Source organism: Flavobacterium hibernum (assembly GCF_000832125.1).
GTDB classification, from domain to species: domain Bacteria; phylum Bacteroidota; class Bacteroidia; order Flavobacteriales; family Flavobacteriaceae; genus Flavobacterium; species Flavobacterium hibernum.
Map to the genome: position 1 here is coordinate 239,106 of NZ_JPRK01000008.1, position 25,247 is coordinate 264,352.

Below are 25,247 nucleotides of genomic sequence, written 5' to 3' on the forward strand. Positions count from 1 at the left end.
TTGCAGATTTGGCAGATTAAGCAGATTTTTTTCACCAAATGCCAGTAAGAAAAAAATCCGTTTTAATCAGTGTTTTCGCGATAGCGAATCTGTGTCATCCGCGTACTATCTCAAACAATTTATTTTACAGAAATAGCAACTCCGCCACTAGATGCCAGTTTTTGCTTTAATTTGGTTTTACTGTTTACTGTTATTTTTCGAATGTTGTACGATTGCGGATTCGTTTTGTAATCTGCAGTTTTTCCATCTTCATAAATTATTGCTGTGTATGATTTCCCCGCAGGTAGAAAACTAAAATCAATTGTTGCCGTGCGTGAATTTTCATCTGTAATCCCGCCTACAAACCATTCTTGCTTTCCTTTAGTTTTTCTTGCAATAGTAATATAGTCGCCTGGTTCTGCTTCAAGAATATAAGTTTCATCCCAATCTAATGCTACATCTTTAATAAACTGAAACGCATCATTAAAACGTAAATAATTCTCAGGTAAATCGGCAGCCATTTGCAGCGGACTGTACATTGTTACATATAGAGCCAATTGTTTTACTAATGTTGTACTTAACTTATTCTTTTTAGATCCGTAAACCGACAAATCTCCCTGAAAAATCCCTGGTGTATAATCCATCGGGCCACCCATTAATCTTGTAAAAGGTAAAATTGTTGTATGATCTGGATGAATTCCTTCCATAGATTCAAACTCAGTTCCTCTTGCTGATTCCTGAGCAAACCAGTTTGGATAAGTACGATGTAACCCTGTAGGTCGAACTGCTTCATGAGAATCTACCATGATTTTGTGTTTGGCAGCTTCTTTTGCAACATAAGTATAATGATTAACCATTTGCTGTCCGTCGTGATGTTCTCCTCTTGGAATTATTGGCCCAACATAACCTGTTTTCACTGCGTTATATTTATTGTCTACCATAAAATTTAATGCGTCATTTAATTGTCGCTCATACTCTGAAGTCGAAGATGTAGTTTCATGATGCATGATAATTTTCACATTCTTTTTAGCAGCGTAATCGCTTAAATCTTTTACATCAAAATCCGGATATGCTTTTGTAAAACTATAAATGCGTTCTTTCTTAAAAGCTGTATTGTCTTCCCAACCTTCATTCCATCCTTCGACCAAAACGGCATCAAAACCATTTGTTGCAGCAAAATCTATATATTCTTTTACGTGCTTAGTATTCGCCCCGTGAGTTTTATTTGGCTTTAATTGCGAAAAATCAGTTTTCCCAATAACAACATCCTGATTGTCTGAATATGCCCAAGTCGATCCTCCACCGGTAAAATATTCCCACCAAACACCAATATATTTTACAGGCTTAATCCAAGAAGTATCTTCAAAATCGCAAGGCTCATTTAAATTTAAAATCATTTTTGAAGTTAAAATTTTGCGCGCATCATCGCTCACAACAATTGTTCTCCAAGGCGTAAAACTTCCGGTTTGAATATATCCTTTATTTCCAACTGCATCAGGAACAAGGTGCGAACTCATCGAATATGTTTTATCATCTACATTCAAACACATTGCGGGATAATTTTTTAAAGCTGCTTCGTGAATATTAATGTAAAGTCCCTCATTGGTCTTCATCATTAAGGGCGTTTGAGTTGCCAAATTTTTAATGGTTGCCTGTGCCGCAAGCGGAACATGGGTTGCATTATAAACCAAAGATTGCATCTCTGATATTTTAGAAGTTGTATAACTATATTCGTTGGTATCATAATCTCCCGGAATCCAAAAAAGTTTATGATCGCCAGTCAGGTTAAACTCTGTTGTTTCTTCCTGAATAACAAAATGACGTAAATTATCCTGTACTGGAAATTCGTATCTAAAACCTAGACCATCGTTAAACAAACGGAAATAAATAGATACTTTTCGTTTACTTTTTTCTTGTACAAGATCGGCCTTTAATTCATTGTATTGATTTTGAATTTCTTTTTGCTCTCCTAAAACAGGTTTCCAAGTGCTGTTTTCTGATTGGAATTTTGTTGCCGCAATTTGAAAACCTTGATTAAGCATTATATCAGATTTTAAAACAAAACCTAACTTGCTTTCTTTAATTACTTCTTTTTTCTTGTAGTTTAGAGAATAAGTTGGAACCCCCTCTTTATTGAGTTGGAATGTTAGTGTCAAATTTCCATCGGGCGATTTTAATTCCTGAGCATTTACAAATGCATTCGAAACGACAATAAAAAGACAGAGTAAAAGTATATTTTTCATAAATCAAGAAAGTTTCAATAGTTGCTAAATCGATTTAGCAAACATAATAAAATTTATGAAAAGGTTATACTTTAAAGACTAAAAAACTGCGATTACAAAATTAGCCGTGTTTTTATTGTGAAATTTCTGCGTAAAATTAAGTACAGATTTATTGGAAAATGAGCATAAAAAAAGACCATTCACAGGAACGGTCTTTTAAAAATCTTAAAGCAACATATAAATGCTTAAGCCATAAACAAAGCATTTTTGTTATAGTTGTACAAAACCTGATCGTAAGGTACTAAAGGCGTTGAAACTTTTTCTGACGAAGCATTAAATGTAATTCCGTTATGTTTTCTAAACAAGTAAATTTCTTTTAGACAGTTCGACAAACTCTGATGAATTGAGGTTGTAAAAATTGGCAATTGCTTGTCTCCTACCAATAAATCGATTTGATAATTAGAACTACTTTTAGATAAGTTATTCCCAATGATTCTTATTGTAAATGTAGTTGGCTTTCCGTATTGTTCACCTTGATACTGTACTACCATAATTTTATAATTAAAAAGGTTAAATTATTATTTTTTTGTACTTCAATTTATTTATTGTGCAAAATTGAAGTAATAAAGTTATGCAAAAAAAGTAAATAACTAAAAAATACAATCTAAATTAAATGTTATTTTTTTGATGAAATAACATTGTTTTTTAAGCGTAAAAAAACCGTAACGAATTACGGCTTTTAAACAATTAACTAAATATATTTAATCATCTATTTGAACGATTGTAAATTCATTTATAAGCACGATTAATTTGGGGTAACAATTGTAATTTCTTTTTCGGTATTAATTTCTAATAAAAATGGTTTTCCATTTTCATCAGAAATTTGGAATATTTTCGCTTGGCCAAATTATAAATTTTATAGCTATAATACACATAATACCGACAAAGTGTTAATAAATTTTATTTTAACGCTAATTATTTTACAATAAAGTAAAACTGTTAAATTAGCCGTTTTTTTGTTTAAATTTGATACACTAATCTAAAAACCTCATATTATGGAATTTAACCCTATCGCATTCTTTCTATCGGCACTTGTAACACTTGTTGTTGGATTTATTTGGTACAATCCAAAAGTGTTTGGAACTATCTGGATGAGAGAAAACAATCTTACTCAAGAAGAACTTAAAACTGGAAATATGCTCAAAATATTTGGGTTTACTTACATTTTTTCGTTAATGATTACTGTTATATTAATGGCACTAACTATTCATCAAACGGGCGCAATTGGAATGGTTGGCGGACCTCCTTTATTAGATACTGCAAAACCATCATTTGCTGCTTTTATGGCAGATTACGGAACTGCTTACCGTACTTTTAAACACGGAGCACTTCACGGCTTTATGTCGGGCTTATTTTTTGCTTTTCCTATGATTGGCATTAATGGTTTATTTGAAAGAAAATCATGGAAATACATATTTATTCATGCAGGATACTGGATTGTTACGCTTACTTTAATGGGTGGTATTATCTGCGGATTTGCATAAATCATTTAGTCTGAAACTCGTTTGAAATTTTATTTCAAACGAGTTTTTCTTAATAATAACTTAAACAAACTAAGTTGTTACAAATATTATCTAATTTTGAAGAAATTAGCACACTCTTTTGAATACAACTTATTCTTTCGAAATTTACAACAACACATCTTTACTGCCTTTAGAATGGAATTCGCTGGCTGTAGATAATATTTTCTTGACCAGAGAATATCTCGAGGTGCTGGAAAACTCGTGTCCTGTAAATATGATTTGCCATTTTATTGGAATTTTTAACGACGATAAATTAGCAGGAATTGTTATCACTCAATTTTTATTTGCCGAAAGACTTGAATCTTTTGGAGAACGCGATCAGTGTTTAAAGACTTCTGTACGAAATTTTGCTTTTAAAAATTTTGCTTCTCATGTATTATTTGTCGGCAACAATATGCTTACAGGTCAAAATGCTTTTGCTTTTGACCAAAAAGTAAGTCAGACCAAACTGATAAAGACCTTGCATAAAGCAATTAATCAGCTTAAGAAAGACTTGAAAACTAGTGGCAAAAAAGTTCATATTACAAGTATAAAAGATTTTACATCTGAAGAAATTGAACCTTTGCAAGCTGAATTTAAAAACAATTATACGTTTTCGACTCAGCCAAATATGGTTTTTGAAATTAATAAAAACTGGAATTCTGAACAGGATTATATTGATGCCTTATCAAAGAAATATAGAGACCAATACAAACGTGCACGAAAAAAAGCAGACGGAATAGTTAAACAAAAAATGGGTTTGGCTGATATTAAAAGATATGAAGACGTTATTTACGACTTGTATTTTCATGTAGCCAAGAATGCTCCTTTTAATACTTTTTTCTTAGCCAGAAATCACTTTAGTTTTTTTAAAGAAATTATGAAAGATGATTTCTTATTTTACGGATATTTTATAGATGAAAAATTAATAGGTTTCAATACATTGATTAAAAACGGAAATGTAATGGATACTTATTTTTTAGGATATGACGAAACGATTCAGCGTGAAAAAATGCTGTATTTAAACATGTTATATGATATGATCGCCTACTCTATTAATCAAGGTTTTTCTGAAATTGTTTTTGCCCGAACTGCTCTTGAAATTAAAAGTTCTGTGGGAGCAAAACCTTTAAAAATGTACGGACTTATTACACACAGCAATAGTTTAATCAATCATAATATTGCTAAACTGTTCAATTATTTAGAACCTAAAACGGATTGGCAGGAAAGAAATCCTTTTAAATAAAGAGCTTTTACTATAGTTGGTCTGCGCTTTTTTGTCATTTCGACGTAGGAGAAATCGCATCCAATATTCTACAAAAATTGACGACTTTAGAAACGGAATTTCTAGTGTGATTTCTCCTTCGTCGAAATGACAATGATTGTGGTTCTTTTGTGCAAAACTTTGTCAAAGTTCAATTTTCATTTACGGTATCGCAATCTTCATTTGCTTGTGTAAAATATGAATTTCTAAATCAGTTTGTGCACCGCAATACTCTCCATCAATTTGAAAATTAACTGGATAATCTGTTTTTATTGTGGCTCTATCTGTCGAAATAATCACAATATCGTCTGAGTCAATTGGCATATTTCCCGTGATAATCTTTCCGATTAATAACAAATCGAGGCTTTTTAAAATTACCAATTCAAATTTCCCGTCGTTCATCGCTCCGTTTGGATTTATGATTACGCCTGTTCCATACTTTTGAGAATTGGCTATAACAATCATTCTTGCCGTGTGCTCTACAACTTCATTATTGGCTGTTATTGTAGCTACAAAAGGTTCTTCGGATTCTTTTAATGCCGAATAAGCTTGCAATGCATAACCCCACAAGCCTCTTAAATTACTTTCTTCGTAATTCTTTACCAAACTAGCATTGACACCAATATCGCTTAAATGAATGCTTTTTTTGCCGTTAATACTAATCATATCCATTTCGATATAACTACTTAGAAAGGCAATTTTTAGATTCTCTTCTATTGTAGTTGGTAAATTTAAATCGACAGACAATCCGTTCGCAGAACCGGCAGGCAAAATCCCAATAATTACATCATATTTTTCCATTGCTTCTGCAACCATTTTTATGGTTCCGTCGCCGCCAGCCACGACAATTCGCTCTGGTTGGTATTCATTATAAAGTGATTGTATTTTTTCCTGATCTTTTTTTCCTGTGGTTTCATAAACTTCCAGATGAAAATGATTTGTAGTCGCAAACTCTTGCACTGCATCAACTAAATCTGATTTATCCAGATCTCCCGAAATAGGATTTACAACAAATATGATATTCTTTTTCAAAATTTAATTTTTAAAGTCAATTAAAATAATTAATTTACAGCATCCATCTATAAATATACGCAATTAATGAAACCAATTTTACAATTATATCGAGGTTATGCCAATGAAGAAGAATTAATTGTAATGGGTCATGTTTTTAAGAGAACGTATGACTATGATTTTCAGAAGAAAAACTTTAAAAATGCAACTTCGATCATTAATCAGTTCAGAATAAAAACGCTTCAAAATTTTGATGTTTATCTAAAATGTGGCAATCAGGAAATCCACACCAAAACACTGGATGATGGCTATTTTAAATTTTGTATTCCGCTAGAAAAAGAAACTCATTTTGGATGGATTCCATACGAAGTTACTATCAAATCTGAAAACGAATCAATTACAGAAAAAGGCACTTTTATAAGACCTCATAAAGGAAAACTCGGAATTATATCTGACATTGATGATACTTTTTTGATTTCGCATACGCACAATTTCTTTCGAAAAATATACATTTTACTTTTTAAAAATGTGAATGACCGAAAGGTTTTTAAAGATGTTGTACCACATTATCAAGCTTTAAGCTCGGCGGGTCGACATAATAAAGAGGAGGAAAATGCTTTTTTTTATGTTTCAAGCAGTGAGTGGAATTTGTACCGATTTATTGTGAAATTCACCAAAATACATCACTTACCAAGAGCGGTAATTTTATTAAAAGATATTAAACGAAGTATTGCCGATTTTTTTATGAGCGGACAAGGGAATCATGATCATAAGTTCGACAAAATTAAACATGTTTTAGAATTTTATCCTAATCTTAAATATGTTTTATTGGGAGATGATTCGCAACATGATCCTATTTTATACGAACGTATTTGTAAAATATTTCCCGTTACTGTAAAAGCGGTTTACATTAGGCAAACCGGAAAGAAACAAAAAGAATCAACCAAGACTATTTTGAAGAATTTAGAAAACTTAGAAGTTGCTGTTTGTTATTATAAAGATAGCAGCGAAGCGATTATGCACTCAAAATCTATTGGGATTATTAAGTAGTTTATTGTGATATATGAAATGTGAAAAGTAAGCTAGCTTAGTCGTTTACCGCATTTTGTCATCTCGACCGAAGGGAGAGGTCACACACGAAACTCGACAACGATTGGCTATTTTTCTTGAGGAATTACTTGCGGAGATCCATCGTTCCCCGGGATGACAAATTTTGTGATAAACTTGAAACCTGTAACAAAAAAACGAAACCTTTTTCTAGCCCAGATTGAAGAGGAAAGCCCGTAGCAAAAAAAAATGCATTTCTTGTTGAAAAAAAGCGACTGAAAGAAGCTCTTTATGCAACATTAGAAATGCATTTTTTTTGTGAGGACTTGAAACGAAAAGCTGGAAATAGCTCCTAAATCAAATATTAAGCATTAAAGTTATCAATCTCTTCCTGAACAACTTCCCAGTCCAATAGCAATTGATCTAAATCTTTTTTCTTTTTGTTATATGCTGTAAAAAACGAAGCGTCTTCAATATGTTTATCATAATTAGAAAGCAACAATTTATCGTCGTGCTGAATGTCTTTTTCTAATTGTTTGATTTGACTTTCAACTTTACTTAAACGGTTTTGCAACGCTTTTCCTTTTTTCTGATCTTCGTATGAGGTCTTATTACTTTCTTTTGGAGCAGCTGCTTTTGCAACATCTTTTTTCTCAACTTCACGCATATTTTCAAGATTGCGTTGCTCTAAGAAATAGTTGATGTCTCCTAAATATTCTTTTATTTGTTGGTCTTTAAATTCATAAACGATATTTGACATTCCTTGCAGGAAATCTCTATCGTGAGAAACCAATAATAAAGTTCCACCAAATTTTTGAAGTGCTGCTTTTAGAACATTTTTAGATTTAATATCTAAGTGATTCGTTGGCTCATCCATTAGCAAAACGTTAATTGGCTGCAACAATAACTTACAAAGTGCTAAACGGTTACGCTCTCCTCCTGAAAGTACTTTTACTTTTTTCTCAACATCGTCTCCACGGAATAAAAATGATCCTAACATGTCACGAACTTTAGAACGATTCGTGTCCATTGCAGCATCTTCCATAGTTTGCAATAAGGTAATTTCTCCATCAAGGTATTCTGCCTGATTTTGGGCAAAATATCCTAATTGTACATTGTGTCCAAGTTTGATATTTCCTTCGTATTCAAACTCATCAACAATCGCTTTGATAAATGTTGATTTTCCTTGACCATTTTGTCCCACAAAAGCAATTTTACTTCCGCGTTCTACCAATAAACTGATTTCTTTTAAAATCGTTTTATCTCCGTAAGCCTTCGTTACTTTGTCAGCTTCTACAACAACTCTTCCTGGTTCTTTTGAAACTGGAAAAGAAATATTCATTACAGAATTGTCGTCTTCATCAACTTCAATTCTTTCAACTTTATCTAATTTTTTAATCAACGATTGCGCCATTGAAGCTTTAGAAGCTTTTGCGCGAAATTTCTCAATTAATTTTTCTGTTTCTTCAATTTTCTTGGCCTGATTCTTTTGAGTTGCCAATTGCTTTTCGCGAATTTCGTGACGCAATTCTAAATATTGAGAATATGGTTTATTAAAATCGTATGCTTTTCCTAATGAAATTTCGATCGTACGGTTTGTTACATTATCCAAGAACATTTTATCGTGAGATACAATTACTACTACTCCGGGATAATTACGCAAGAAACTCTCTAACCAAATAATACTCTCGATATCTAAGTGATTGGTTGGCTCATCCAGAAGCAATACATCATTAGATTGTAATAATAATTTTGCTAACTCGATACGCATTCTCCAACCTCCTGAAAATGTTTCGGTTTGGTTGTTAAAAACTTCTCTTTTAAATCCTAACCCTAAAAGAATTTTCTCTGTATCTCCAACATAATTATAACCTCCAAGAAGATCAAAACGATGTGTATAATCAGAAAGATCTTCGATAATCTGGCCGTATTCTTCACTTTCATAATCGGTTCTGGTAACCAATTGATGATTGATTTCTTCTAATTTTTTTTCTACAACTTTAATTTCGGTAAAAGCTTCATAAGCTTCTTCTAATACAGTTCTTCCACGTTCAAAATCAATATCCTGGCGTAAAAACCCCATTCGAATATCTTTCTCTTGAGAAATAACTCCAGAATCAGGAGCAAAATCTCTTGCCAGCATTTTAAGCATAGTCGATTTTCCTGCACCATTTTTTCCGACAAGTCCAACTCGATCTCCAGCACCTAAACGAAAAGTTACCTCTTCGAATAAATAAGTACCACCAAAAGAAACCGATAAATTGTGTATATTAAGCATGTAATGTTATTTTATAACTAATTGATTGTGTAAATTTACACTCCCAAATTGATGGGATAATTTAATTTTTTGCAAATGTTAAAAAAAGGATCCAAACTAAATAGTATTTTAACAGGAAGTTGTCCAAAATGCCAAAATGAAAGCATGTATTCAGACAAAAACCCTCTTCATTTGACTAAAGTTCTCAAAATGAACGAAAATTGTAGTCATTGTGGATTAAAATATCAAATCGAACCTTCTTTCTTTTATGGTGCAATGTATGTAAGTTACGGTTTGAATGTTGCCGTAGGAATTGCTGCCTTTATTGTGTCGTTTGTTTTCTTTAATGCTAGTATCGAAGAGTCATTTTTGGCAATCGTTATCACATTAATTGTATTGTTCCCGTTTGTTTTACGACTTTCAAGAAATTTGTACATCAATATGTTTGTTTCTTATGATCCTAAGGCCGGTCAGAAATAAGTGTCTTTAGGTATTTTTTATGAAATCGCTTAATATCAATTTCACTATCTAAAGGAATTTCATTTTCAATTTTATCGAATAGAGCTTTTGCCATTGCCGGGCCAAGCATTACGCCGCGTGTTCCTAATCCGTTAAGAATGTGAAGGGATGTGCGTTCATGATGCGTTCCTATTAATGGTCTTCTGTCTTTTACCGTTGGACGAACTCCGCCAAAATGCTTTACGATTTCGAAATCACACATGAGAATTTCTTTAATACGTTCTACAAGTTCTTGTTTTCCTTCTTCAGTAGGATCGTCTGTTTTGTCCTGCCAATTGTATGTTGCTCCAACTTTAAACAAATCATCTCCTAATGGCAGAATAAAAACACTGGTATTTACTATAACATCCAATTTTAAATTTGGTGCTTTTATAATAAACAATTCTCCTTTTGTTCCATCTAAAGGTAAATAATTAAAGAAGGGATTTTTGTGCAATCCAAATCCTTCAGCAAATATAATATTGCGTGCCTGAATATTTTTATACTGAACGCCAAAATCAAAGAACTCAATATAACCTGCATCAAAAGTTTCTTCTAATAACAAATTATTCTCTAGTAAATATTCTTTGTATCTATCCAGTAATAAAGCTGTATCTACATAACCTGTATGCAAAACCTCTCCATAATCGTATGGTGAATCAATACCATCATACTTTTTGGAGATTAATTTTGTTGATAAAAAAGGTGCTAAATTAACTTTGTCAGAAGCCGTAAACCAATTGTTTTGCTCTTCGATTGAAAAAAACTTTCTTAAAATTGGAAGCTTAAAATTAAACTTCGTTTGTAGCTTATCTTCAATCTGCGAATAAAATTCATCCATTAGAACTAATTGTTCCTGAGCTTTCCACACTTCACTAAAGCGTTTCAAAATAACAGGATTGTATAATCCTCCCGCCACTCGAGATGATACTTGAGATTTATTATCTAAAACCAAAATAGATTTATTGTTTTTATGGGCAATTTCAGCAAATGAAATTCCAGCCAATCCAGATCCGATAATTAAATAATCAAGCATGTAGTGTTTGTAATAAAATAAAAAAAAACTCTTAACTACAAAGGTAGTAAGAGTTTTTGTTAAATTGTAATTTAGAAACTTAGTAGTTCCACATATCTTCCTCGAAGTTACGAATCTTTTCTTTTACTCGTTCGGACTCTAGCAATTGTTGTAGCGCATCATCTTTCATATAATCTTTGATTTCTCGATCTCCATACACATTTTCTTCTTTATAGATAATCGCATTAAAATATCGAGAATTTAAAATCTGATCAAAAGAAATTGGTGCTGCTGAATTCTTGTCATTAAAAGCTTTAGCTTCATTTAATACAACCCTTGCGTCAGGAAAGAAAACCCAAAATAACTCAATGTAATCCTTCTCATCGCTGTTCATTGTATAAACATCGGGAGTGACAGGGCAAATTCCTAACAAACGATACTTCAGTTCACTTTGACGTTTGTCAAAATACCAATAACCTTTAATTTTATATTGTGTAACATCTGCCGCCGTAAGATCTTGCTTTAAAATATACTCTGCTGGCACAGTCCTTTTTGGCCCTAAAGTTTCCTCAACATAATTAACCTTTTTATTTTTACCTGTTCCTGTAACAACTTTTTTCTTTACAACACGCGTTCTATAATCATCCGGATATTGATTGATAAGCTCTCTACCGGCATCTGTTGTATCAACACGAGACAATGCACCTTGAATATCTTTTAAAGATTTTTTAGTATTGAAGTAGCTGTCACTATAAACTTCATTTATTCTTCCATTTCTAATGTTTTTTGTTAAAACGTCGTACAATGATCGCCTATCAGAACCAATATTAACCGTATCAACAGGAAAATATAAAGGAAAATTGATTTTCTCATTTAAATCAATAATTTCCCAGACTGTCTTTCCCATCAAAACATCTCTATCATCAATATAACCATAAGCCAAAGGCTTATCATTGTCTGAGATAAGTTGCGCATGGGACTTAAGCCCAATCTGATCAGCTGTTTTCGCATTTAATAAGTTAGACTGTGCGCTAGTATTAAAGCCCCCAACAATAAGAACAATAACTATTAAAAAATTTCTTAATTCCATCATAAAATCATTTATAAGAGACATAACGGAGCTATATTCATTTTATTGTTATTTTTCCTACTTTATTTTTAAAAATAAAAATAACACTGCAATTATCTTCAAATTTAAATCTTACTCAGAAATCAATCTATTAGATACATTATAAGCCTAAAACAAAAAAACTCTCACTACAAAGGTAGTGAGAGTTTTTATTATAATGTTATTCAGATACTTAGTAATTCCACATATCTTGCTCGAAGTTACGAATCTTCTCTTTTACTCTTTCAGATTCTAACAATTGGTTTTGTGCATTATCTTTCATGTAATCTTTGATCTCACGATCTCCGTACAAGTTTTCTTCTTTATAGATTACTGCATTAAAACGTCTTGAATTTAAGATCTGATCGAATGAAATTGGAAGCGCAGAATTATTATCGTTAAAAGCTTTTGCTTCGTGTAATGCTTCTCTGGCATTAGGGAAGAAAACCCAAAACAACTCAATATAATCCTTTTCGTCACTATTCATTGTATAAACATCTGGAGTTACTGGACAAATACCAAGTAAACGATATTTCAGTTCACTTTGACGTTTGTCAAAATACCAGTATCCTTTAATTTTATATTGTGTAACATCTGCTGCTGTAAGATCTTGTTTTAAGATATACTCTGAAGGAACTGATCTTGTTGGACCAACTGTTTCTTCAACATAGTTAACCTTTTTATTTTTACCAGTTCCTGTAACTACTTTCTTTTTCACAACACGTGATTTGTAGTCGTCTGGATATTGGTTAATAAGTTCTCTACCAGCATCTGTTGTATCAATACGAGATAACGCCCCTTGAATATCTTTCAAAGATTTTTTAGTATTGAAATAACTGTCACTATAAACTTCAGTTATTTTACCGTTCTTCACAGCTTTCGTCAAAACGTCATAAAGTGAGCGTCTATCTGAACCAATATTAGCCGTATCAACCGGAAAATACATTGGAAAGTTGATTTTTTCGTTTAAATCAATAATCTCCCACGTAGTTTTTCCCATCAATATGTCTCTATCATCCACATAACCATAAGACAAAGGCTTATCATTATCTGAGATAAGTTGCGCAGGAGTTTTAAGTCCTATCTGAGCAGGTGTTTTCGCATTTAGCAAATTAGATTGCGCATAAGAAGAAAAACCTCCAGCGATAGAAACAATAGCTATTAAAAAATTTCTTACTTTCATCGTGGTATTATTATAAAGTATTAAATGTAGGTTTACCCACTTTTATTATTGTATTTCAAAAATTACCGGAGCAGTTCTTGGCAATAAGTAACTACCAGCTCCAACAAGTTTAGTTTTAATTTCAGAAATAGTTACCTGATCTCCTTTTCCAGCTCTTGAAAGTACTTGTTTACATTGTGCATTTAATTTGTTACCAGTAACAACAACAGTAGGTTGTCCAGCAATTTTCATATTAAATCCAACAACATCTAAACCAACTTCAAAATCAAAGTCATTTAATTTAGCTCCAATAGTAGCAACTTCTAAGTTAGATTTAGGTCCTTTAACAACACCTGGCTCACCTCTAATTGTACCTGTTGGACCAGGAATACCTTTAATTCTAAATGTTTTCTTATCTGAAACTTTATCTCCGTTTGGTAAAGTTCCTGTAACAGAAATTGTAGCTTCATTACCTGAACCTGGGCTCATGTTATATTTACCTGGTTTACCAGCAGAAACTAATCCCGGAGCACTTGCAACAACTTTGTTGTCAGCAACACCAGCGAATGATACAGAGATTGGGTTAACAACACCTCTATAAACAACATTCATTTTATCAGCAGAAATTGTTGCTGAGTTTGGTTTTGGTACTACAACATAAGTTCCTTTAAATTTAAGTGGAATAGTTTTTCCATCTTCTAAGAAAGTAAATTGGCCATTAATATTTTGCTCACCTATACCTCCAGCAGTTAACGAAATAACAGCTTGTCCATTAACAATTTGTCCAGGACCTTGGAATGAGGTTGGAGTAGTATTTTCGTCATAACGACCTAAAACAACTTTACCGGTAACTTTTTCTCCTTGGAAATATGCATTCTTATCTAACACTACAATTGCTTGATAATTACTGTAAGAAGCAGCAGCAACTGCAGCTTTTCCTAATGCTGCACTGTAAACATCAGATTCTGCTTTTTGAACATCATTCTGCCAAGCCGAAAGCTTCGCAACTGATGCTACTGCAGGGAATCCTTTGAAGTGATAAGACAAATACTTATCTTTTACTCCATCTTTATTTTTAACATCAGAAACATCAAATTTCTTTTCAACCTCTGCAATAACTGTAGCGTATTTATTCTTTTTATCAGACAAAGCAGCTTTCATATCTGCCTTATACTTTTCAATTTTAGAAATAATCTCAGTTCCTTTTGCACTGTAACCTTCACCCTTAAACCAACTATCAACATTGTCGCCTTTGTCCATAGCTTCGTAAGGCAATTTACCAGTCTCTTTCTCTACGTCAAATCCTTTAACAACATCCTTTTTTAAAGTTTCGATATAGGCATAAAAATCTTTCGAAATTGTTTCAACTTTATGAGCAGTAGCTGCAGCATCAATAAATTCTCCTTTTGCCTCAGCAGCTTTTTGATCTAATGTAGTCAACAAACCAGCGTTTGTTTCTATTGAAGATTTATTAGCACTTTCAAATTTTTCATTCATTAAGCCAAAAGCAGATAAAACTTCTTTTGACATATTCATTGCTAACATTGCGATGAAAACCAGATACATCAGGTTCACCATCTTCTGTCTAGGGGTTAATTTTCCTCCTGCCATTTTTTTATAATTAGTTCTTTATTAATAAATTTAATATAATAGTCAAAAACTAATTATCCTTTGTTACTCATTGCAGAAAGCATTCCACCATAAACATTGTTTAATGAAGCAATGTTTGCAGTCATAGATTGCATTTGTTCTTTTAATTTAGAAGCATTTTCAGCGATTTCACTGTTTGCTTGTGCATTTCTTGCAGCACTTTCTAATTGTACTTTATATAAACTATTTAATGATTCCATTTGTGCAGCAGCCATAGACATTTCTTCAGCATATTTCTTTTGTCCTGCAATAGAATCTACCGTTGGAGAAATTGCTTTTGCAGCTCCTTCGAAATTTTTGATAGAATTTCCTAAACTTGACATCAATTCACCATCAATTTTAGCTTCTTTCAACATTACGTCTAATTTTTGAGACAACAATCCTTGGGCATCAGATGGAGCTTCAACTTTATCAGCTTTTTTTCTAGCTTGACCGTTTGCTAACTCTGGGTAAACAAGAGTCCAATCTAACTCGTCATCAACTGGATCAAAAGCAGACAAGGCAAAAATAAACGCTTCAACACCAAGACCAATAATCAACATAATACTAGCTCCTTGCCAGTGTTGCAATTTAAAAAGTGCACCGATGATTACTACTGCCGCTCCCATACCATAAGCGAAATTCATTGTTTTTTTACTTAATAATGCCATAATACTTTTTTTTAGGTTTTAATTTAAAATAGATTTGATTTGGTTATTGAATTTGAATTTAATTATTTACTTTTTTTTCCGCTTCCAGTTGTTTGAGTTCCCATGTAATCTTGTACAGTTCTGAAACCAATATAACTTCTAGCTGAATCAGCATATTCATGATCACGAGTACTTACCTGTAGGAAATAAGCAACGTCTTTCCAAGATCCACCACGAACAACTTTTCTTTGATTGTTTCCGTCAATTACGTTAGGATTCATTGTAGAAACATATTCGTAAGCATTTGGATTATAAGCTGAATCTGTCCATTCTGAAACGTTTCCTGCCATGTTGTATAATCCGTAACCATTTGCCTCATATGACTTAGCTTCAACTGTATACAAAGCCTCATCAGCAGCATAATCTCCTCTGTTTGGTTTGAAGTTTGCTAAGAAACAACCTCTGTCACTTTTAGTGTAAGGTCCTCCCCATGGGTAAGTTGCAGATTCAAGACCTCCTCTAGCAGCATATTCCCATTCTGCCTCTGTTGGCAATCTGAAAGCATTTACTAAATCACGTCCTTTTTTTCTAGACTTGATATAACTGTTTTTATTTAAGGTTCTCCAAGCACAAAATGCTTTAGCTTGTTTCCAAGTCACACCAACTACAGGATAATCTCCGTAAGCTTTGTGCCAGAAATAATCGTTGTGCATTGGCTCATTATATGAGTAAGCAAAATCTTTAATCCAAACTGTAGTATCTGGGTAAACACTAACTTGTTCTGTTTTAACGAAGTCTTTTCTTTTTCCAACTTTAGCTTTTGCAGCAGCCTGAATATCCATCCAAGAATAACGGAATTTCAATTTATTAACGTCAATTGTTCTTAAACCATTGTATGATTCTTCTATTGGCAAATACATAGAATCCATTACCTCAGTATAATACTCATCCGGGTAAGCTTTGGTATCTTTAATTAACTTAACTTTTTTGTTTAATTTTCTACCAGCATATGGATCATCTTTTGTTCCTACACTATAATAGTTATCATACATATATTTATCATAAGCCGTCATTTTGTCTGGCTCTGAATCGTTAAATGCATAATCTGCAATACTACCACCTTTTTTACCTTTGTCACCAGTACTTTTTTGACCAGTTTCATCAGCTAAAATAGCTAAACGAACTCTCATTGTAGAATCTTTTACCCACTCCACAAATTGACGGTATTCACTGTTTGTAATCTCAGTTTCATCCATATAGAATGAACGTACTGTTACTGTTTTAGTTGGAGCATCTTCTACATTAGCTAAATCAGCATCTGATTTACCCATAATAAAAGACCCACCCGGAACCAATGTCATTCCGTAAGGTTTTTCAGGATGCCATTTACCTCCTGTAACACCAACTAACTCACCTTTGTCACCTGACTTACCACAGCCGATTACTAGTGTTAACATTGCTGCAAATGCAATAAACTTCTTCATATAAATTTGGGATTATCTATTCATTATTATAAGTCCGTAAACGTATTTATTATTTAGCTAAAAAACAATACTAGTTGCGAAATTTATTTTATCGTTCAAAAATAATGTTAAATAAAATAAAAAAAAATATTTTATCGACAAACTAACACAAAATATCGATGTAAAACACAAAATTTTATATATTATATTTATTTTCCTACTAATAAAAATTAACTATTTTTACAGAACTTTAGAAAATTATGATTTTTACTACTATTTCACTTTATAACGCATTTTTTCTCTGCGCTTTCCACCATCTTTCAGGCAATTCTTGGTTACAAGCACTCAAATATTCTTCGTATGAACACGGTAATAACGTATTTCTTTTAAGTTTATTGTGTCCATTTGATTCAAACGGAATTTCAATCCACCAACGATCTGTTTTATCACTTTTGTAAAAAATCAACTCTTCATCATCAAGTGGGATGATGTACTTTAAATACGTTGCTCGACTACCAAAAGGATATTCTTTAGATCGATAATGATATCCTTCTATAAAATACCAAACTATTTGAGCAATAATACCAGATTCTGGTACTGTACTATTATTATTAAAAATTCCAAAAGAAGAAACTTTATCACTAATTCCGGCATATCTAGCCAATGAACATATTTCTTTTCCGTTAAAACCATTCGGCTCAAAAGAAACCATATTTCCTGAAGCAGATGATTTTACCGAATTCAAATCGATACTAACTAAATCTGCATCTCTAAAAACAGGTTCTGCCAATGCAATATTATTCGAAATTTCACCTAAACGGTAGGCATCAAAGAATAACTTCTCGATCAAATCAATTTCTTCTTGTGAGTTATAATAGGTTTGATATCCTACATTACAGTAATTAAAAAGATTATTTGGTTCGTCGATTATAATTTTTGTTAGGTACGAATTTGCCGAAACTGTTTCATTTTCTTTACCAAAATCGAACTTGTTATCAACGGCAACCAAATTTACCATTTGTTCCAAGTCGTCATATGCACGATACAAAGCGTAGGTCAAATCTTGTGAACCTCCCACAACTATAGGAATCACTTTATTCTTAATTAATGTAGAAGTAACTTTTTTTAATGCAAAATAAGTATCCTCTACAGCTTCTCCGGCGAGAATATCTCCTAAATCTGCAATAGAAGCATCCCAATTACCTGGAAACATGCCGTAAAGCTTTTTACGAACAGCATTTAAATTAACATCATTAATTACATTACTATTTCGGCGATCTTCTAAAACTCCAATAATAGCAATATTTATTTTACTTATATCCGGAAATTGATCTTGCGTGTGCAAGACTATTTTACTACCTAATTCTTGTGAAGACAATGAACTAATGAATTTTAAAATTCCTTCGTTAACTGGTTGTAGAAAATCAAATTCCATTTATTATTTCTTTTTAGCAGCTGGTTTTTTAGCTGGAGCTTTTTTAGTTGTTGTTGCTTTTTTTGCTGGAGTCTTTTTTGCCGGTGTTTTTTTAGCAATCATTTCCTGAACTTCGGCTAATGTCAATTTTGTTGCATCAACATCTTTACTTAATTCAATTTTGATTTTACCTTTTGTAATAACCGAACGTCCCCAACGCGCTTTTTCAACCAAAATCCCTTCGTCTTCCCAGTTATGAAGCACTTTATCAATGTTCTTTTGTAATTTATCTTCAATCAATTCTTCGATTTCCTGTTGCGATAAATTATCAAAATTGTATTTTTTACTTACGTTGATAAAAATTCCGTTCCATTTAATGAAAGGACCAAAACGCCCCACACCTTTCTGAACACCTTCACCTTTATAAACTGCAATTGGAGCATCGGCAATTGCTTTTTCATCAATTAATTCCTGCGCTCTTTCTTTAGAAAGACTTAAAGGATCTTCTCCTTTTGGCAAAGAAATAAAAACACTTCCGTGACGTACATATGGCCCATAACGACCATTACTTACTTCTACTTCTTCACCTTTATATTCTCCTAGGTTTTTAGGCAATAAAAATAAATTTAAAGCTTCTTCAAGTGTTATATTTCCAATATTTTGATCGGCCATTAAACTGGCGAATTTTTTATCTTCGTCATCTGCTTCTCCAATTTGAGCCATTGGACCAAATTTTCCTAAACGAACAGAAACTTGCCTTCCGTCAGCATCTTTTCCTAAGATTCTTTCTCCGCTTTCACGTTCTGCATTAGCTTCTACCTCTTTTACATTTGGATGAAATTTATTGTAGAATTCCTGCATCATAATTGCCCAGTCGATATTTCCTTCGGCAATCTCATCAAAATCCTGTTCTACTTTTGCAGTAAAATTATAATCTAATATGTTTCCGAAATTCTTAACTAAGAAATCTGTAACGATAGTTCCGATATCAGTAGGAACTAATTTTCCTTTATCAGAACCTGTATTTTCTTTTAACAACTTCTCTCCTACTTTATCTGCCTGTAAAGTAAGTTGAGTGTAATTACGTTCCTGACCTTCAAGAGTTCCTTTTTCAACATAATTTCTATTAATGATAGTCGAAATAGTTGGCGCATATGTAGATGGTCTACCAATTCCTAATTCTTCTAATTTTTTCACCAAAGAAGCTTCTGTGTAACGAGCCGGTGGCCTTGAGTATCTTTCAGTAGCCGTAATGTAATTATTCGCTAAATTTTCATTTACTTTTAATGCAGGCAACATTCCTTCCTGTTCTTCCTCATCATCATCATGACCTTCTAAGTAAACTTTTAAGAATCCTTCAAAAAGTAAAACTTCACCAGAAGCTGTAAAAATTTCGCTGTGATTATTAGCTTCAATTTTTACGTTTGTTCTTTCTAGTTGCGCATCGCTCATTTGAGATGCCAAAGTTCTTTTCCAGATCAAATCGTACAAACGAGCCTGATCACGATCGATATTTACCGTATGGCGCGACATATCAGTTGGACGAATTGCTTCGTGCGCTTCTTGTGCTCCTTTATTTTTATTAGCGAAAGTTCTAGGCTTAGAAAACTCTTTTCCGTACGATTTTATGATTTCAGCTTCAGCAGCATCCATCGCTTCTTTAGAAAGATTTACACTATCTGTTCTCATATAAGTAATAAGTCCAGCTTCGTACAAACGTTGTGCAAGTTGCATTGTAATTCCAACTGGCAAATACAATTTTCTAGCCGCTTCTTGTTGCAATGTAGAAGTTGTAAATGGCGCTGTTGGGGATTTTTTGGTAGGTTTAGTTTCTAAATCTGCTACCTTATATTTTGATCCGATGTTTTGTTTTAAGAAATCTTCGGCCTCGTTTTTAGTATTAAAGTTTTTTGGCAATTTAGCTTTGAAAGACTTCCCTGCTTCATTAACAAACTCAGCTACAACAGAATAAGTAGCTACTGCATTAAAGTTTTGAATTTCGCGTTCTCTCTCTACAATCAAACGAACCGAAACTGATTGTACACGTCCAGCAGAAAGTCCGCCTTTAATTTTCCTCCATAAAACCGGAGATAATTCATAACCTACTAAACGATCTAAAACACGACGTGCTTGTTGCGCATTTACAAGATTATAATCTATTTCTCTCGGGTTCTCAATTGCTTTAAGAATTGCCGACTTTGTAATTTCGTGAAAAACTATTCGCTTAGTTTTTTTAGTATCTAGTTTTAATTCTTCCGCCAAGTGCCATGAAATAGCCTCACCCTCGCGGTCCTCATCGCTCGCTAGCCAAACCATTTCGGCATTCTTAGATAGTGCTTTCAATTTGCTTACCAAGGCTTTTTTATCTGGAGAAACTTCGTATTTAGGTTTAAAACCATTCTCGACATCTACTCCAATTTCCTTTGATGGTAAGTCAGCTATGTGACCATAACTTGACTCTACCTGAAAATCACTTCCCAAAAATTTCTCGATCGTTTTCGCCTTTGCAGGTGACTCCACTATTACTAAATTCTTTGCCATTGCTCTATTTTTCTGCAACAAAAGTATCTATTTTTTTTAAATATCAGCCTCGTGAATTCATTTTTGAGTTATTTTAATCTTATGTTTCTTTAAAATGAAGATTTATCTGTATTCCTACCTATTATATATATAGGTATAATTTTTATGGGTTTATGACCAACAAATGTGCTTTTTACAGGGTAAATCTTTTGCTATAAATTTAACCGCAAAGTCCACAAAGTTTTACGCAAAGTTCGCTAAGTTTTTATATAAGCTGAAAATTTCAGGCGAAGCTCTCAAAGCTTTGAGAAATTTTCATAAATCCTCAGAAGAGATCATAAAAAAACTCTATTTCTCACTTCTATTCAACAATATAAAATTTATCCCGTCCCGAAGTTTCGGGATCGGAACTAAAATCTAATTTAATTGTTAATTCTTTCTCTGCCATCTTGTCATATTGACCTCATTTACGTTATCTTTGCACTTTGAATTTATACAATGGAAAAGATTATTGAAGAAAGCAAACAAGGCGAAAGTCTAGTTTTGGAAAATAAACCTGAGAATACTAAAAAACTTTTTATAGAAAGTTACGGTTGTGCGATGAATTTTTCGGACAGTGAAGTCGTAGCTTCCATTTTATCAATAAACGGATATAATACTACACAAACTCTTGAAGATGCTGATTTAGTTTTAGTAAACACTTGCTCGATTCGAGATAAGGCGGAACAAACTATTCGTAAGCGTCTGGAAAAATATAATGCGGTAAAACGTATTAATCCAAAAATGAAAGTAGGCGTTTTGGGCTGTATGGCTGAACGTTTGAAAAGTCAGTTTTTGGAGGAAGAAAAAATAGTTGATCTTGTTGTTGGTCCAGATGCCTACAAAGATTTACCAAATTTATTGGCCGAAGTTGAAGACGGTCGAGATGCAATTAATGTAGTTTTATCGAAAGAGGAAACTTACGGAGATATTTCGCCGGTTCGTTTAATGAGCAACGGAATTACTGCATTGGTTTCAATTACTCGTGGGTGCGATAATATGTGCACATTTTGTGTTGTACCTTTTACTCGTGGACGTGAACGTAGTCGTGAGCCTCAAAGTATCATGAAGGAAATTCAGGATTTATGGGACAAAGGTTTTAAAGAAATCACTCTTTTAGGACAAAACGTTGACAGTTACCTTTGGTACGGCGGAGGTTTGAAAAAAGATTTTGTAAATGCTTCTGACATGCAAAAAGCTACAGCGGTTGACTTTGATCAATTGCTTGAAATGGTTGCTGTTGGTTTCCCTAAAATGCGAATCAGATTTTCGACATCTAATCCGCAGGATATGCACGAAAGCATCTTACATGTTATTGCTAAATATCCAAATATTTGCAAACACATTCACCTACCTGTTCAATCCGGAAGTAATAGAATTTTAAAAGAAATGAATCGTTTGCACACTCGCGAAGAATACATGACTTTGATTGACAAAATCAAAGCAATTATTCCGAATGCTTCGATTTCGCAAGATATGATTGCCGGTTTCCCAACAGAAACAGAGCAAGATCACCAAGATACAATGAGTTTGATGGAATATGTAAAATATAATTTTGGTTATATGTATTCGTATTCTGAACGTCCAGGAACTCTTGCTGGTAGAAAAATGGAAGATGATGTTGCCGAAGAAACCAAAGCGAGAAGATTACAGGAAATTGTCGATTTACAACAAAAGCACGCTTGGTTCCGCAGTGAGGAATTCGTTGGACAGGTTGTAGAAGTTTTGGTAGAAAAAGTTTCTAAAAAATCAAAAGAAGAATTCTCAGGCAGAAACTCTCAAAGTATTACGGTAGTTTTCCCAAAAGAGGATTATAAAATTGGAGATTTTGTAAACGTAAAAATTACAAGTTGTACTAGTGGAACTTTAAAAGGGGAAGCTATTGGTTTAAGCAGCATGAATTAATTTTTTTTTCGGCACGAATTTCACTAATTTACATGAATTTTCTTTCAAATTATTTTTGAATCTATAAATTTGTTTAAAAAAAACTATTTATGGAATTGTATCGAAAAGAGGAGTATTATAAGATTGTTGGAATTTGCATGGAAATTCATAGAATTCTTGGAGGAGGACTTCTCGAAATCGTATATAAAGATGCACTGGAATATGAATTTAGAAAACACAATATACCTTTTGAACGCGAAAAGCAATATGATATTCAATACAAAGATGTTGTTTTAGCACATAAATTCTATGCTGATTTTGTAGTTTACGATGAAATAATTTTAGAAATAAAAGCATCTAAAGAAATCATTGATGAACATACAGCTCAAACAATTAATTATTTAAGACTGGCAGATAGTGATCTAGGAATAATTGTTAACTTTAATAAAAAGTCCTTACAACATAAAAGAGTTATTCATTAGCCCGATTTCAAAAAATTCGTGAAATTTGTGAAATTCGTGGCAAAAGATAAAAAACATACATGGAAACAGTTCAAGCAATAAAACAGCGATTTGAAATTATTGGAAATGACCCCAAATTAAATCGCGCCATTGAAAAAGCCATTCAGGTTGCTCCTACTGATATTTCGGTAATGGTAACTGGGGAAAGTGGTGTTGGAAAAGAAAACATTCCGAGAATAATCCATTCGCTTTCGCATAGAAAGCACGGAAAATATATTGCTGTAAACTGTGGTGCAATTCCAGAAGGGACGATTGATAGTGAACTTTTTGGCCACGAAAAAGGTGCTTTTACAGGTGCGACAAGTACACGTGAAGGTTATTTTGAAGTAGCTGACGGCGGGACTATTTTTCTTGATGAAGTTGGTGAATTACCACTTACGACTCAGGTTCGTTTGCTTCGTGTACTTGAAAATGGTGAATTTATAAAAGTTGGTTCATCTCAGGTTCAGAAAACAAATGTTAGAATTGTAGCCGCTACAAACGTAAACTTATTCAATGCTATTGAAAAAGGAAAGTTTCGTGAGGATTTATACTATCGTTTAACAACTGTCGAAATTACTTTGCCACCATTGCGTGAAAGAAATGAAGACATTCATTTGTTATTCAGAAAATTTGTCGCCGATTTTGCACACAAATATAAAATGCCTCCGTTGAAATTAGACGATGATGCAGTGCAACTTTTGCAAAAATTCAGATGGAACGGAAACATTCGTCAATTACGAAATGTAGCCGAACAAATTTCTGTTTTAGAAACCAATCGCGATATTTCTTTAGCAACTTTACAATCTTATTTACCTACCGAAGGAACTAATTTACCTTCTGTAATTAGTGATAAGAAAAATGAAAGTGATTTTAGTACAGAGCGAGATATTTTATACAAAGTTCTTTTTGATATGAAAAGTGATTTGAATGATTTAAAAAAACTCACTTTGGAATTGATGAAAAATGGAACAAAAGTACAAGACATCAATCCAAATTTGATTCAGAAAATATACGGTTCGCAAGAAAATGAAAGCGAAATAGATTTTGAAGAAGAGCCTAGAACTGCGGTCATGACTCCTGCAACTCGCGAAGACAATTATCAAATGCAAGATGATAATTACTTGTTTGCCGAAACGATTGAAGAAGAAGAGGTTCTACGTTTGGAACAAAAAGAAATCGAAATGATCAAAAAATCATTAGAAAAAAACAAAGGAAAACGAAAAGCTGCCGCAGACGAATTAGGTATTTCTGAAAGAACTTTGTACCGAAAAATTAAACAATTTGATCTATAAAATAGAAAATTTCAAAAAATAAATTCCAAATTCCAAATTAGTATATTTGAAAAAAAATGGAGTTTTCCTCCAAGAACTGGAATTTTAAAATTGAGATTTTCACATAAACATTTATGAAAAAAATTTATTCTTTATTAGCCTTAATGAGTCTCTTTATGCTAAGCGGCTGCTCTGTTTATAATTTTACAGGAACAGGGCCAATTGATGCAAAAACATTTCAAGTTAACTTTTTCCAAAATAATGCCGATTTAATTGAGCCGGGAATTGACAGACAATTTACACTGGCTTTACAAGATTTAATTCAAAGTCAAACCAATCTAAACTTAGTAAGTAATAGTGGTGATTTAGTTTACGAAGGAGAAATTGTAGATTACAGAACAACACCAATGACAGCAACTGCTGTAACATCAACTGGTGATGTAGGTGCTGCACAAAACCGTTTAACAATTCGTGTAAAAGTTAGGTTTACCAACAAAAAGAAGGAAACTGATGATTTTGAGAAAACATTTGAGTTTTACTTCGATTATCCAGGAGGGACATTACCAACAGGAAGTCTTTTAAATACTGCAATTACCACTATTTTTGAAAGAATCACACAAGATATCTTTAATGAGTCACTGGCCAAATGGTAATTTTTATGTTTAACTGGTAAATCGTTTATTTGTTTAACCGATAAAACTATTAAACAAATAAACAATTCAACGCTTAAACAATTTCAACGATTAAAC

Annotated in this window: 20 protein-coding genes; 8 read left to right on the forward strand and 12 right to left on the reverse strand. The window is 32.9% G+C overall.

The features are described 5' to 3' along the window. Nucleotides 1-119: 119 nt before the first annotated feature. Together IW18_RS10180 and IW18_RS10185 are read right to left on the reverse strand one after the other, a co-directional pair. Complete coding sequence (locus tag IW18_RS10180; RefSeq protein WP_041517471.1) at nucleotides 120-2,222, reverse strand: glycoside hydrolase family 97 protein; 2,103 nt, start codon at nucleotides 2,220-2,222, stop codon at nucleotides 120-122. A 224-nt stretch (nucleotides 2,223-2,446) separates the two neighbouring features. Further along, complete coding sequence (locus IW18_RS10185; protein WP_041517472.1) at nucleotides 2,447-2,752, reverse strand: hypothetical protein; 306 nt, start codon at nucleotides 2,750-2,752, stop codon at nucleotides 2,447-2,449. Between the two features lie 504 nt (nucleotides 2,753-3,256). Between IW18_RS10185 and IW18_RS10190 the strand changes: the two genes are divergently transcribed. Both IW18_RS10190 and IW18_RS10195 read left to right on the forward strand, forming a co-directional pair. Beyond that, complete coding sequence (locus IW18_RS10190) at nucleotides 3,257-3,745, forward strand: DUF1761 domain-containing protein (protein WP_041517473.1); 489 nt, start codon at nucleotides 3,257-3,259, stop codon at nucleotides 3,743-3,745. Between the two features lie 118 nt (nucleotides 3,746-3,863). Then, nucleotides 3,864-5,009, forward strand: coding sequence for a peptidogalycan biosysnthesis protein (locus tag IW18_RS10195; RefSeq protein ID WP_041517474.1), 1,146 nt, complete (start codon nucleotides 3,864-3,866; stop codon nucleotides 5,007-5,009). Between the two features lie 180 nt (nucleotides 5,010-5,189). On the opposite strand, the gene IW18_RS10200 is transcribed toward IW18_RS10195, so the two are convergent. After that, the gene (locus tag IW18_RS10200) at nucleotides 5,190-6,059 is read right to left on the reverse strand and encodes a diacylglycerol/lipid kinase family protein (protein ID WP_041517475.1); all 870 of its coding nucleotides are present in this window, start codon (nucleotides 6,057-6,059) and stop codon (nucleotides 5,190-5,192) included. 66 nt (nucleotides 6,060-6,125) lie between these two features. On the opposite strand from IW18_RS10200, the gene IW18_RS10205 reads away from it, so the two are divergent. Then, complete coding sequence (locus IW18_RS10205; protein ID WP_041517476.1) at nucleotides 6,126-7,088, forward strand: App1 family protein; 963 nt, start codon at nucleotides 6,126-6,128, stop codon at nucleotides 7,086-7,088. A 361-nt stretch (nucleotides 7,089-7,449) separates the two neighbouring features. On the opposite strand, the gene abc-f is transcribed toward IW18_RS10205, so the two are convergent. Further along, nucleotides 7,450-9,363 (reverse strand): ribosomal protection-like ABC-F family protein, encoded by a 1,914-nt coding sequence (abc-f, locus tag IW18_RS10210; protein WP_041517477.1) that lies wholly within the window; start codon nucleotides 9,361-9,363, stop codon nucleotides 7,450-7,452. A gap of 75 nt (nucleotides 9,364-9,438) precedes the next feature. Here abc-f and IW18_RS10215 point away from each other — a divergent pair, with 75 nt between their 5' ends. Next, nucleotides 9,439-9,822 carry a DUF983 domain-containing protein gene (locus IW18_RS10215; protein WP_041517478.1) on the forward strand — a complete coding sequence of 128 codons (384 nt, stop codon included), beginning with the start codon at nucleotides 9,439-9,441 and terminating at the stop codon, nucleotides 9,820-9,822. Here the strand turns inward: IW18_RS10215 and IW18_RS10220 are convergent. The 8 genes from IW18_RS10220 to topA all read right to left on the reverse strand — a co-directional run bounded on the left by IW18_RS10220 (nucleotide 9,803) and on the right by topA (nucleotide 20,822). Further along, on the reverse strand, nucleotides 9,803-10,876 hold the full coding sequence (locus tag IW18_RS10220; protein WP_041517479.1) for an NAD(P)/FAD-dependent oxidoreductase: 1,074 nt from the start codon (nucleotides 10,874-10,876) through the stop codon (nucleotides 9,803-9,805). The genes IW18_RS10215 and IW18_RS10220 overlap by 20 nt on opposite strands. 79 nt (nucleotides 10,877-10,955) lie before the next feature. Further along, nucleotides 10,956-11,945, reverse strand: a complete 990-nt coding sequence (gene porN / locus IW18_RS10225) for a type IX secretion system ring subunit PorN/GldN (protein WP_041517480.1) — start codon at nucleotides 11,943-11,945, stop codon at nucleotides 10,956-10,958. A 211-nt stretch (nucleotides 11,946-12,156) separates the two neighbouring features. After that, nucleotides 12,157-13,146 (reverse strand): type IX secretion system ring subunit PorN/GldN, encoded by a 990-nt coding sequence (gene porN, locus IW18_RS10230; RefSeq protein WP_041517481.1) that lies wholly within the window; start codon nucleotides 13,144-13,146, stop codon nucleotides 12,157-12,159. A gap of 45 nt (nucleotides 13,147-13,191) precedes the next feature. Beyond that, complete coding sequence (gene porM / locus IW18_RS10235) at nucleotides 13,192-14,736, reverse strand: type IX secretion system motor protein PorM/GldM (protein ID WP_041517482.1); 1,545 nt, start codon at nucleotides 14,734-14,736, stop codon at nucleotides 13,192-13,194. Nucleotides 14,737-14,789: 53 nt separating this feature from the next. Then, nucleotides 14,790-15,425, reverse strand: coding sequence for a type IX secretion system motor protein PorL/GldL (gene porL, locus IW18_RS10240; protein ID WP_041517483.1), 636 nt, complete (start codon nucleotides 15,423-15,425; stop codon nucleotides 14,790-14,792). 62 nt (nucleotides 15,426-15,487) lie between these two features. Then, on the reverse strand, nucleotides 15,488-16,888 hold the full coding sequence (porK, locus tag IW18_RS10245) for a T9SS ring complex lipoprotein PorK/GldK (protein WP_041517484.1): 1,401 nt from the start codon (nucleotides 16,886-16,888) through the stop codon (nucleotides 15,488-15,490). 262 nt (nucleotides 16,889-17,150) lie between these two features. After that, nucleotides 17,151-18,302 carry a formimidoylglutamase gene (locus IW18_RS10250; RefSeq protein WP_041517485.1) on the reverse strand — a complete coding sequence of 384 codons (1,152 nt, stop codon included), beginning with the start codon at nucleotides 18,300-18,302 and terminating at the stop codon, nucleotides 17,151-17,153. A gap of 3 nt (nucleotides 18,303-18,305) precedes the next feature. Beyond that, complete coding sequence (topA, locus tag IW18_RS10255) at nucleotides 18,306-20,822, reverse strand: type I DNA topoisomerase (protein WP_041517486.1); 2,517 nt, start codon at nucleotides 20,820-20,822, stop codon at nucleotides 18,306-18,308. A 477-nt stretch (nucleotides 20,823-21,299) separates the two neighbouring features. Here topA and miaB point away from each other — a divergent pair, with 477 nt between their 5' ends. The 4 genes from miaB to IW18_RS10275 all read left to right on the forward strand — a co-directional run bounded on the left by miaB (nucleotide 21,300) and on the right by IW18_RS10275 (nucleotide 25,151). After that, nucleotides 21,300-22,745, forward strand: coding sequence for a tRNA (N6-isopentenyl adenosine(37)-C2)-methylthiotransferase MiaB (gene miaB, locus IW18_RS10260; protein ID WP_041517487.1), 1,446 nt, complete (start codon nucleotides 21,300-21,302; stop codon nucleotides 22,743-22,745). An 89-nt stretch (nucleotides 22,746-22,834) separates the two neighbouring features. Beyond that, nucleotides 22,835-23,206 (forward strand): GxxExxY protein, encoded by a 372-nt coding sequence (locus IW18_RS10265; RefSeq protein WP_041517488.1) that lies wholly within the window; start codon nucleotides 22,835-22,837, stop codon nucleotides 23,204-23,206. 59 nt (nucleotides 23,207-23,265) lie between these two features. After that, nucleotides 23,266-24,519 (forward strand): sigma-54 interaction domain-containing protein, encoded by a 1,254-nt coding sequence (locus IW18_RS10270; protein ID WP_041517489.1) that lies wholly within the window; start codon nucleotides 23,266-23,268, stop codon nucleotides 24,517-24,519. A gap of 113 nt (nucleotides 24,520-24,632) precedes the next feature. After that, nucleotides 24,633-25,151 carry an LptE family protein gene (locus IW18_RS10275; protein ID WP_041517490.1) on the forward strand — a complete coding sequence of 173 codons (519 nt, stop codon included), beginning with the start codon at nucleotides 24,633-24,635 and terminating at the stop codon, nucleotides 25,149-25,151. The last annotated feature ends 96 nt before the right edge of the window (nucleotides 25,152-25,247 follow it).

Excerpts from the sequence above, each read along its gene's own strand:
- IW18_RS10180 (WP_041517471.1), bottom strand. The coding sequence starts at position 2,222 with ATGAAAAATATACTTTTACTCTGTCTTTTTATTGTCGTTTCGAATGCA.
- IW18_RS10185 (WP_041517472.1), bottom strand. The coding sequence starts at position 2,752 with ATGGTAGTACAGTATCAAGGTGAACAATACGGAAAGCCAACTACATTT.
- IW18_RS10190 (WP_041517473.1), top strand. The coding sequence starts at position 3,257 with ATGGAATTTAACCCTATCGCATTCTTTCTATCGGCACTTGTAACACTT.
- IW18_RS10205 (WP_041517476.1), top strand. The coding sequence starts at position 6,126 with ATGAAACCAATTTTACAATTATATCGAGGTTATGCCAATGAAGAAGAA.
- abc-f (WP_041517477.1), bottom strand. The coding sequence starts at position 9,363 with ATGCTTAATATACACAATTTATCGGTTTCTTTTGGTGGTACTTATTTA.
- IW18_RS10215 (WP_041517478.1), top strand. The coding sequence starts at position 9,439 with ATGTTAAAAAAAGGATCCAAACTAAATAGTATTTTAACAGGAAGTTGT.
- IW18_RS10220 (WP_041517479.1), bottom strand. The coding sequence starts at position 10,876 with ATGCTTGATTATTTAATTATCGGATCTGGATTGGCTGGAATTTCATTT.
- porN (WP_041517480.1), bottom strand. The coding sequence starts at position 11,945 with ATGGAATTAAGAAATTTTTTAATAGTTATTGTTCTTATTGTTGGGGGC.
- porN (WP_041517481.1), bottom strand. The coding sequence starts at position 13,146 with ATGAAAGTAAGAAATTTTTTAATAGCTATTGTTTCTATCGCTGGAGGT.
- porM (WP_041517482.1), bottom strand. The coding sequence starts at position 14,736 with ATGGCAGGAGGAAAATTAACCCCTAGACAGAAGATGGTGAACCTGATG.
- porL (WP_041517483.1), bottom strand. The coding sequence starts at position 15,425 with ATGGCATTATTAAGTAAAAAAACAATGAATTTCGCTTATGGTATGGGA.
- porK (WP_041517484.1), bottom strand. The coding sequence starts at position 16,888 with ATGAAGAAGTTTATTGCATTTGCAGCAATGTTAACACTAGTAATCGGC.
- IW18_RS10250 (WP_041517485.1), bottom strand. The coding sequence starts at position 18,302 with ATGGAATTTGATTTTCTACAACCAGTTAACGAAGGAATTTTAAAATTC.
- topA (WP_041517486.1), bottom strand. The coding sequence starts at position 20,822 with ATGGCAAAGAATTTAGTAATAGTGGAGTCACCTGCAAAGGCGAAAACG.
- miaB (WP_041517487.1), top strand. The coding sequence starts at position 21,300 with ATGGAAAAGATTATTGAAGAAAGCAAACAAGGCGAAAGTCTAGTTTTG.
- IW18_RS10265 (WP_041517488.1), top strand. The coding sequence starts at position 22,835 with ATGGAATTGTATCGAAAAGAGGAGTATTATAAGATTGTTGGAATTTGC.
- IW18_RS10270 (WP_041517489.1), top strand. The coding sequence starts at position 23,266 with ATGGAAACAGTTCAAGCAATAAAACAGCGATTTGAAATTATTGGAAAT.
- IW18_RS10275 (WP_041517490.1), top strand. The coding sequence starts at position 24,633 with ATGAAAAAAATTTATTCTTTATTAGCCTTAATGAGTCTCTTTATGCTA.